The 8,748-nt window shown below is 52.3% G+C and carries 10 protein-coding genes; 5 read left to right on the forward strand and 5 right to left on the reverse strand.

Annotated elements, in window-relative coordinates; genetic code table 11:
- From D6783_06135 to D6783_06150, 4 genes are all read left to right on the forward strand, one after another.
- A partial coding sequence (locus tag D6783_06135; protein ID RME51983.1) for a pilus assembly protein occupies positions 1-1,281 on the forward strand: 1,281 nt, incomplete at its 5' end.
- A 90-nt stretch (positions 1,282-1,371) separates the two neighbouring features.
- On the forward strand, positions 1,372-2,007 hold the full coding sequence (locus tag D6783_06140) for a GTP-binding protein (protein ID RME51984.1): 636 nt from the start codon (positions 1,372-1,374) through the stop codon (positions 2,005-2,007).
- 63 nt (positions 2,008-2,070) lie between these two features.
- On the forward strand, positions 2,071-2,463 hold the full coding sequence (locus tag D6783_06145; GenBank protein ID RME51985.1) for a DUF2073 domain-containing protein: 393 nt from the start codon (positions 2,071-2,073) through the stop codon (positions 2,461-2,463).
- Positions 2,464-2,479: 16 nt separating this feature from the next.
- Positions 2,480-2,863 (forward strand): hypothetical protein, encoded by a 384-nt coding sequence (locus D6783_06150; protein ID RME51986.1) that lies wholly within the window; start codon positions 2,480-2,482, stop codon positions 2,861-2,863.
- 46 nt (positions 2,864-2,909) lie between these two features.
- Here D6783_06150 and D6783_06155 read toward each other — a convergent pair whose 3' ends face one another.
- The 4 genes from D6783_06155 to D6783_06170 all read right to left on the reverse strand — a co-directional run bounded on the left by D6783_06155 (position 2,910) and on the right by D6783_06170 (position 7,363).
- Entirely contained in the window at positions 2,910-3,128 is a 219-nt protein-coding gene (locus tag D6783_06155; GenBank protein RME51987.1) for a hypothetical protein, read from the reverse strand.
- A 107-nt stretch (positions 3,129-3,235) separates the two neighbouring features.
- On the reverse strand, positions 3,236-4,522 hold the full coding sequence (locus D6783_06160) for a Glu/Leu/Phe/Val dehydrogenase (protein ID RME51988.1): 1,287 nt from the start codon (positions 4,520-4,522) through the stop codon (positions 3,236-3,238).
- Between the two features lie 160 nt (positions 4,523-4,682).
- Positions 4,683-5,549 (reverse strand): 2-oxoacid:ferredoxin oxidoreductase subunit beta, encoded by an 867-nt coding sequence (locus D6783_06165; GenBank protein RME51989.1) that lies wholly within the window; start codon positions 5,547-5,549, stop codon positions 4,683-4,685.
- The gene (locus D6783_06170) at positions 5,546-7,363 is read right to left on the reverse strand and encodes a 2-oxoacid:acceptor oxidoreductase subunit alpha (protein ID RME51990.1); all 1,818 of its coding nucleotides are present in this window, start codon (positions 7,361-7,363) and stop codon (positions 5,546-5,548) included. Before D6783_06170 ends, D6783_06165 begins: the two co-directional genes overlap by 4 nt.
- A gap of 176 nt (positions 7,364-7,539) precedes the next feature.
- Here D6783_06170 and D6783_06175 point away from each other — a divergent pair, with 176 nt between their 5' ends.
- The gene (locus D6783_06175; protein RME51991.1) at positions 7,540-8,046 is read left to right on the forward strand and encodes a hypothetical protein; all 507 of its coding nucleotides are present in this window, start codon (positions 7,540-7,542) and stop codon (positions 8,044-8,046) included.
- Positions 8,047-8,156: 110 nt separating this feature from the next.
- Here the strand turns inward: D6783_06175 and D6783_06180 are convergent, their stop codons facing one another.
- Complete coding sequence (locus tag D6783_06180) at positions 8,157-8,543, reverse strand: hypothetical protein (GenBank protein ID RME51992.1); 387 nt, start codon at positions 8,541-8,543, stop codon at positions 8,157-8,159.
- Positions 8,544-8,748: the final 205 nt, after the last annotated feature.

Consider the following 8,748-nt stretch of genomic DNA (forward strand, 5'->3'; position numbering starts at 1 on the left):
AAAAAGAAGAAAAAAAAACCGAAAAAAAGAAGAATAAAAAAAGCACCAAGCACCCTCGTAAACGACGAGCAAAGAACGATGAAGCCAACCCCCAACACCACCGCACACACAACACGCAAGAAACACATACGATTCCCGAGCCAGGCTACACGCCGGGGCCGAGGCCAAGCAAGCATTGAATTCGTCCTCCTCATAAGCTTTATGATCATCGTCTTCGCCATATTCTCGATCGTCCTCCAAAAGCGACTCGTCCAAGCAGAAAACGCACACGCAAGAAACGTCATGGAGCAAGCCGCGAGCAGAATCCTCAACGAAATCCAACTCGCACAAACCGTTCATGAAGGCTACGCTCGCACCTTCACCCTCCCCTCAACCATTGAAGGAACACCCTACAACGCCACCATCGTGGACGAGCAAGAACTCATCATCCGAGCCGGAGAAGAAGAATTCATCGTCTTCCTCCCCATCAACGTAACCGGAACCATCTGCCAAGGAGAAAACCGCATCACCCAAATAAACAACAAAACAGCACGCATCGATCCTCTCACGGCAAGAGAACCACTTCCCGTCGCGTACTACTGGCGAGGGGATTACAACAAGCTCAGCCCCTTGGAAAACGAACTTGAGAATACCGTCGGCGACCGCCTGGACAAGTACTGCAAAGACTACCCCCTCGACCCTTCCGACCCTGGCTACGACTCGTGCAACGCGGGAGGCATGAACGAACTCGTCGCAAACCTCGAGCAGTACGGCGTCATCATCCTCGAACCAGACAAAACCCTCAACGACGCCGACGAAGCAATCTTTGAGGACTTCGTGAAAAACGGCGGGACCATCTTCATAACCGGAAAGAAACACCCCCACGGCGTTTTTGGAACCACCTTTTCAGACTGCAACATAGAAAACTACTGCCAACAGCGAGCAATAGCAATCACTGACGACTCATTAACAGACATGCAAAACAATGACGAATACGTCTTCCTCACGCAAGGAAACAAACTCCCCTACGCAGAAGACGACGGGTCTGGCTGGCGAGGGCAGACGTTCCTCCTCGCAAAGTTCAAACTCCACCCTCCCCTGCCCAGGCCTGACCGGTACGCCATCACGAAATGGACGGCAGCCACGCCACACTCTGGCTTCGTCTACCACTACCCTGTCTTCAAAGGCGACCACACCTCCCCTGCAGGAAGCACGCCTCTTGCAAGGGATATTGCCACCGCCGCCGACAAACTCACCAAGGGCGGACTCTCCTGCTGGGACAACCAAGCCGCAGCCCCATAAAAAAAAGCCTTTCTTCAAGCACAGACGTTTTCTTCTGGGAAAGCAGAGAAAGCAAAAGGTTTAAATACACAAAGCGGGGGCGAGAGGTGTATGCTCAAAGCGTTACGCGGCCTGGTTAATAAAGTCTTCAGAAATCTCTTTAAAAACAGAAAAGACATCAAACTCGGCCTCTACGGCCCCCCTAACGGAGGGAAAACCACCCTCGCCAACAAGATCTGCAAAGACTGGCTTGGGGAAGAGATGGGCAGCGTCTCGAGCGTCGCCCACGAGACCCGCGAAATACAAATCAAGGAGCAAGTCACCATTAAGAGCAAGGGCAAAGAACTCACGTTCAACCTCGTCGACACGCCGGGCATTGCCACCCGCATTGATTACGAAGACTTCCTCAAAGCAAAGATGAGTGAAGACGAGGCCAAAAAGCGCGCCAAGGAAGCAACCAAGGGCGTCATTGACGCCATCAAGTGGCTCGACGACATGGACTGCGTCATCGTCGTCCTCGACGCGACAAAAGACCCCTACTCCCAAGTTAACATCACCATCCTCGGAAACTTGGAGGCAAGAAAAGTCCCGGTCCTTATCGTCGCCAACAAAATCGACCTCAAAAAAGCAGACATCAAAAAAGTCCAGGCGGCCTTCCCACAATACGAGGTCATCGGCATCTCAGCAAAATACGGAAAAAACATCGAGGAGTTCTACGAAAAACTCTTCGAACTCACAAAACAATAATACACACGTGAATAGACCTAAACAAAGAAAAGCGAGAAGCAACAACACGACAAGGCCAGCACCATGATAACCCTCCAGTTCATCCCTCACGTCGAAATTGAACGCCTCAGCTCAGCAGATCGTATCAGCAAGCTCCTCCACTCCGTTAAGGAAAGCAAAATCGTCCTGCTCGAAGGCAGGCTCAAGCCCCACGAAGAAGCAGAACTCATCAGGAAAACCATGGAGGAAATCGACGACAGCTTCAAAGGAATCGAACTCAGCGTCATTTATCCTGAACGAAAAGACGACCCCATCATCAAGCGCCTTCGCAACACCCTCGTCAACCTCCTCTTAGGAAACCGCACCGGCTTTACCATCATCGGCCCTGCAAAAATCGTCAAGAAAATCAAGCAAGACCCTGACAAAATCCAGCTCATCACTGAAGACTCTGTCCAGCGAGGATCAAAGAAAAAATAGAAAAAAATAACGTACTATGCCACACCAATGCGTCAAGTGCGGAACCCTCTTCCCTGACGGCTCCAAGGAAATCCTCCAAGGCTGCTCTCACTGCTCTGGAAAATTCTTCTTCTTCATCAGAAAAGAACGCTTTGAAGAACTCAAAAACCGACAATCACAACTCACCAAGAAAGAAAAAGAACAAATCGAAAAAGACGTCTACGACCTCATCGGAGACACCATTGACAAAGAAAAACCAATCGTGCTCGACATCGAAAGCGTCAACGTTCTCAAACCAGGCGTTTTCGAACTCGACCTGGTCAACCTCTTCAAAAAAAAGCAACCGCTCATCTACCGCCTCGAAGACGGCAAGTACATGATCGACCTCGTCGAAACGTTCCAAAAAATGAGAAACAACTAAACACGCCCGCCCCGAGGGAACGTTTTCTCTTCTTCACCCGCCGCCTTCAATCCTCGTCGCCAAAACACGCCTTTTCATGCGGCGCTCCTTCCTCGTACTTCTCCAGCGCTTCAACTACTTCTTCGTATTTTTTCGTAAACTCATCATCTCGGGGAGGATCATCAACGTCCACCTTCACAAACCCCTTCTTCGCATAACACAAGGGACACACCTTCGGCTCGGACTTCACCACCGCCCCGCAATGCTCGCACCGGTACGCCTCCATACAAACACCTTCTCACCCTCTTTGTTTAAAAATTTTTGGTATCCTTGTTCTGCTTTGCGCACCGAAGAAACCAGCAGACCAAGGAGACAGCGAGCCAAGGACGAGTTTTACAGCTTAAGAAACAAGTCCTCAGAACCCTTCGATTCAACAGCCTCTGCAACACGCTGCACCGCGAGCATGAACGCAGCCAAGTACCAATCCCCGCCATGCCGGTCCGCCAAGGCGTGCACTACTTCAAACTCTCGCTTCATGCGCTCCTCCAGCCGAGAAAAAACCTCTTCCTCCGTCCAATACCACCCCTGGCGGTTCTGCACCCACTCAAAGTACGACACCGTTACCCCGCCCGCGTTGGCGAGAATGTCGGGGATGACCAAGACACCGCGCTTCGTCAACTCCTTTCCCGCCTCGTACGTGACCGGGCCATTCGCGACCTCAACAACAACCCCTGCCTTAACGCGACCCACATTCTCCTCAGTTATCACGCTCTCAAGCGCCGCGGGAACCAAGACATCAACGTCAAGCTCCAAGAGTTCCTTGTTTGAAATCTTCTTCGCACCCTTCTCCTTCTTCAAGGCGCCGTGCACGATGACTTCATCAACCACCCCGCTCTTCTTCTTCACTTCCCAAAGATGCTGCGGGTCCAGCCCCTCTTCAAAATAAACGCCGCCGCGAGAATCGCTCACCGCCACGACACGAAAGCCGGCATCGTGCAAAAACCTAGCCAAGTGATACCCTGCATTGCCAAACCCCTGCACCGCAACCGTGGTCTCCGCAGGGGTCTTCCCGACACGCTTCACTGCCTCTTGCAAAACAATGAACGCGCCCATCGAAGTCGCAACCTCGCGCCCCTTGCTCCCGCCAAGCGGCAACGGCTTGCCTGTGATTATAGCAGGAACGTACTTTCGCCTCAGCCTTGCATACTCATCTGCCATCCAGCCCATAATCGTCGGGTTCGTGTACACGTCAGGAGCAGGAATATCCGTGTCTTCCCCAATGACGTCGAACAGCGCCGAGATGTAGCCACGACTGAGGCGCTCGAGCTCAGTAGGGGATAGCTTTTTCGGATCAACAACAACCCCTCCCTTCGCGCCACCGAACGGAAGGCTCACCACGCCGCACTTGAGCGTCATGAGCAGCGCGAGCGCCTTCACCTCGTCAAGATCAACCTGGGGATGAAAACGAATACCTCCCTTTGTCGGGCCTCTGGCGTCACTATACTGCACCCTATACCCACGAAACACTTCGAGCTTGCCATTGTCCATCCTCACCGGAATGGCAACATCAACAACGCGCTTCGGATGCTCAAGAAGGATTCTTGTTTCAGCATCAATCTTGCTCTTCTCCAGCGCGTCACGCAAGCGAAGCTTGGCCGTCTCCAACATCGCATTACCCATACACACGCTTACCTCTCAACGTTCTCCTCGCCTCTCCGAACCCATTCGCAAGCGCCTGCAACACCGCTTTATTTAAAAAACTTCTGGAGGACTGAGCAAGAAAACAAAACACCCCATCCTTTGTGAACCACTAACAAGCCAACCAGCGAAGCGATATGCTTCACGTGTGCTCATCGAGTGCTGAAGAAATATCAATGTCCTCAATACGCGACTCAGCCAAGGGACCGTCAGCAAGCTGCGGGAGCTGCTCTTCATAGGTGGGCATGCGCTTTTGGAAAAACACGCCAATAGGAATCTTCTCCCCCCACTCTAGCGCCTTGACAAACGCCATTTCTTTGTTCCCCTTGTCGTACCCGTTTTCTTCCTCGAGCTTGTAGATCCTCTCCCGAAACCACTGGTACGTATTCAAATGATTAAAGGTGACGCACGGCTGCGCCACATCAATAAACGCAAACCCTTCATGCTTGATAGCCTCTTCCATCACCCAGGTCAAGTGCTTAATATCGCCCGCGAAGCCACGCGCGACGAACGTAGCATCGGCCGCGAGAGCAAGCGCGATCGGATTGATTTTTGGCTCGATAACGCCAAACGGCGTTGACTTGCTGTGAAACCCCTTATCGCTCGTCGGGGACGTCTGCCCCTTCGTCAAACCGTAAATTTGATTGTCGTGCACGATCAAGGTGATGTTGAGGTTGCGCCGAAGGGCGTGGATGAAATGCCCCATTCCAAGCCCGTACAAGTCCCCATCGCCCGCGATGGCGATGACGTGGAGCTTATGGTTCGCCAAGCGAATACCCGTCGCGACAGGCACGCTCCTTCCGTGAATGCTGTGAAAACCATAGGTTTCAAGCCAGTGCGGAAGCTTGGATGAGCAACCAATCCCGGAAGCGAGCGCGACCATGTGCGGCGGAATCTGCAAATCTGCCAAGGCGTGCTTGAGCGCAGTCAAGATGCCAAAATCACCGCACCCGGGACACCACGTCGGGAACGACTTTGTCGTAAACGTTCCAACCGTTATCTCACTCATCCTAACACCTCCCTGACCTTCTCCACAACCTCTTCAGGGTATATCGGTCGCCCGTCGTACTTGTGCAGGAACGCGTCAGGCTCAAACCCGACCTCTTCTTTCAGCACACTCCCGAATTGGCCAAGGTAATTCCCCTCAACGAGCAACGTCTTCTTCACCCCTTCACGCAAGAAGGTGGCAGCGAACTCGCGAGGAAACGGCATGATATAGATGAAATGCAAAAAATTCACCCGTACGCCTTCCTCTTCCAGCCACGCCATCGCCTGGCGCACCGCCCCCTTGGTAGACCCCCACGCGATAATAGTCACGTCAGCGTCCTTCGGCCCGTACAATTGAGGAAGCGGCAGCTCTCTTTTGAGCGCCTCAAGCTTGCGAAATCGCTTCTCAACCATTGCACGCCGGTTCCCTGCATCCTCCTCGGGCGCGCCGAACTCGTTATGTTCATTCCCCGTGATACGATGAATGCCGCCCTCAACGCCCGGCCTCGTCCGAGGAGAAACGCCATCCTCAGTAAAGGCAAAACGCTTGAAGGGCTGAACCCGGGCGACTTCCTCGCGCGTCTGCAACAACTTCCCCCGCTCAACCTTCAAGCCGTGATGATCATCAAAGCGCGGCCAGCTCTGCGGACTCTCCCCCGCAAACTTATCCGAGAGAATAATCACCGGCAACTGATACTTCTCTGCCAAGTTAAACGCGTGGAACGTGTGATAAAAAAACTCGCCAGGATCGCCCGGCGCGAGCACGACCCGGGGGAACTCACCCTGCGAGGCGTGCATCATAAAACGCAAATCCTCCTGGCCCGTCCTCGTCGGAAGCCCTGTACTCGGGCCGGGCCTGCTCACGTTCACAACCACAATCGGCACCTCAGCCATCCCTGCCAGGCCCAACGCCTCAGTCATGAGCGAAAAACCCCCGCCGGACGTGCACGTCATCGCACGAACCCCCGCAAAAGAAGCGCCAAGGCTCATCGTAATCGCGGCGAGCTCGTCCTCCGTGTGTTTGAGCACCAACTTAAACTTCTGATCATGCGCGGCCATGTAATGCAAAACCGACGAGGAAGGCGTCATAGGATACTCGCCCACGAACTTCACCCCCGCCTTGAGCGCGCCGAGGCACACGGCGTGGTTCCCGCTAATGAGGATCCTCGCATCGTCACGCTCAACCCTGCACGCCTCGTGCACAAACGATCCGGCGTCAACGTGCTCCTTCACAAAGTCAAACCCCGCCTTTGCGGCTTTCTTATTCGCCAAGACTACCGCGTCTCCTTTCTTGCTAAACCATTGCTCAACAAAACGGTCAAGCTCGGAGAGGTCCATCTTGAGCAAAGCCAACGACGCACCAATTGCCACGAGGTTCATCATCACCTCAGACCCGCCCATTTCCTTTGCGAAACGAGCGAGAGGAACCCCGACCAAGAGCACGTCATCACGGTACTGCTCCACGTTGAGCTTCTCTCCGTCGAACACCACCGCACCTCCCGGCGTCAACTCCGACTGGTGCTTCTCCAACGCGGCACGATTAAGCGCGACAAGCAAATCTACCAAGCGAATCTGCGAGAACAACGGCCCTTCTTCAACCCTTACCGTGTACGTGTTATGCCCCCCGCGAATCAAACTCGGATGCTCCGTGTTGCAAAACACTTCAAGGCCACTACGAAACATCACGGTAGAAAAAATTGCGCCGGCACTCATGATCCCGTGCCCTGCCTCGCCGGCGATCTTCCATACGAAACGATTCTTCTGCAACCACTTCCACCTCTTTTTCCTCTTCTTCCTCAGAATGATCCCTATATAAATATTGTGGTTTTCTGACACTCCCCTCCGCGGCCGGTAAGAAACGAACGTTCACACAACCGCCAGCACGAACCCGCTCCTCTGAGCGAACTGAAAAAGAAGAACGCACCGGCAAAGCAACATCCGAAGAACGTCTTGGAGCTCAAGAAACCCCCCATTCAGGAAACCATATAAACTATTGAGTAATAACTGGCTGTGTGGAAGATAATCTCGAAGGAAAACTGGAACAAGAAACCAAGGAGCGTTGGCTAAGAAAAGCATTCAAAGAAGAATGGCCAACGATGGCAAATCACGTCGTAGCCTGCGGCATAGCAGTTGGAGCAGCAGCAGCATTCTCCCATTACGCCCCACACTTTTTAGACTCAGACGCCGCCATTTCAGGAATAGCAACAGCACTAGACATGGGAAGCTATTGGGGAACCATGATTCTCCAGCTCCTGTACAGAGACAGAAAAACCCTAAACGATAAAAACAAAAAAATCAAGAAAAAAAGAAGAGCAAAAAAAGCAATGGAATACGTGGGATACATACTACTCTTAGAAGGACTGTACGCCCTTGGACGATTCTGGGGCCAATACCACTTGCAAAAACAAGGCTGGGACCCCGCAATTGCATCAGCCACCGTACAAACAAGCATGGCAGCATTCTCCACATTCGCCTTTCCACCACTACGATACGCTATGAGGCAATGGTCAGAGAAGTGAAAGAGCCCTCCTGAACGCTACACGACAGAGCGCTGAAACGACATCGCCACCCAGGTGAGCAAACGGGGAACCTGCCGGAGCGCGGGCGCAGCATGACGCAAGACAGAAAACTATTCCAAAAACGCTCGGACTCTCTGTTTTAATACTTCATATCTTTGCCGCGTCATAGGATTTGATAAGACATATTCTCTTGTTGAAGAAAACCCTTTCAGCTTAGGAACACCCTGCGGAATCGTTGTTCCTTCAGGAAATTGGGACCTCGTAAAATCTCTTTCCACATTTTCAATCCTGTTAAAATAATGAGGCACCCATCTACCATCAGGCAAGATCGCGTCAGCCCGAACTATCTCACCGCCTAAATAATCATTCACCACTAAAGCAGTTACGGCGCACTGCCCCCATGCAGGATTGTCCGGCGTCCAGTGTTCAGGATCTGAACTGGTTTCCCTACTCCAAGAATTTTTTAATGCCACTTCTAATTCAGATTCTACCGTCATATACGAAGAGAACAGACTGGGGACTATATTTAACTTTCTGCCTGCACACTCATTGAGACCGACACAAGAAATCATGGAAAGTTGCGCGAAGTGCGATTTGGAAAAAACACGAGCCGAGCAATTTTCCGTTAAATCACTGTTAGTTTCCTTTTCCTAACAAGTTCGGCAAATTCCGGTTTCAGACTTATGAAAATCTCATTCATCA

The sequence above is a fragment of the Candidatus Woesearchaeota archaeon genome (assembly GCA_003694805.1).
Lineage (GTDB): Archaea > Nanobdellota > Nanobdellia > Woesearchaeales > J110 > J110.

Coding starts and splice junctions, on each gene's coding strand:
- D6783_06160 (RME51988.1), bottom strand. CDS start 4,522: ATGGGTAATGCGATGTTGGAGACGGCCAAGCTTCGCTTGCGTGACGCG.
- D6783_06165 (RME51989.1), bottom strand. CDS start 5,549: ATGAGTGAGATAACGGTTGGAACGTTTACGACAAAGTCGTTCCCGACG.
- D6783_06180 (RME51992.1), bottom strand. CDS start 8,543: ATGACGGTAGAATCTGAATTAGAAGTGGCATTAAAAAATTCTTGGAGT.
- D6783_06155 (RME51987.1), bottom strand. CDS start 3,128: ATGGAGGCGTACCGGTGCGAGCATTGCGGGGCGGTGGTGAAGTCCGAG.
- D6783_06150 (RME51986.1), top strand. CDS start 2,480: ATGCCACACCAATGCGTCAAGTGCGGAACCCTCTTCCCTGACGGCTCC.
- D6783_06145 (RME51985.1), top strand. CDS start 2,071: ATGATAACCCTCCAGTTCATCCCTCACGTCGAAATTGAACGCCTCAGC.
- D6783_06140 (RME51984.1), top strand. CDS start 1,372: ATGCTCAAAGCGTTACGCGGCCTGGTTAATAAAGTCTTCAGAAATCTC.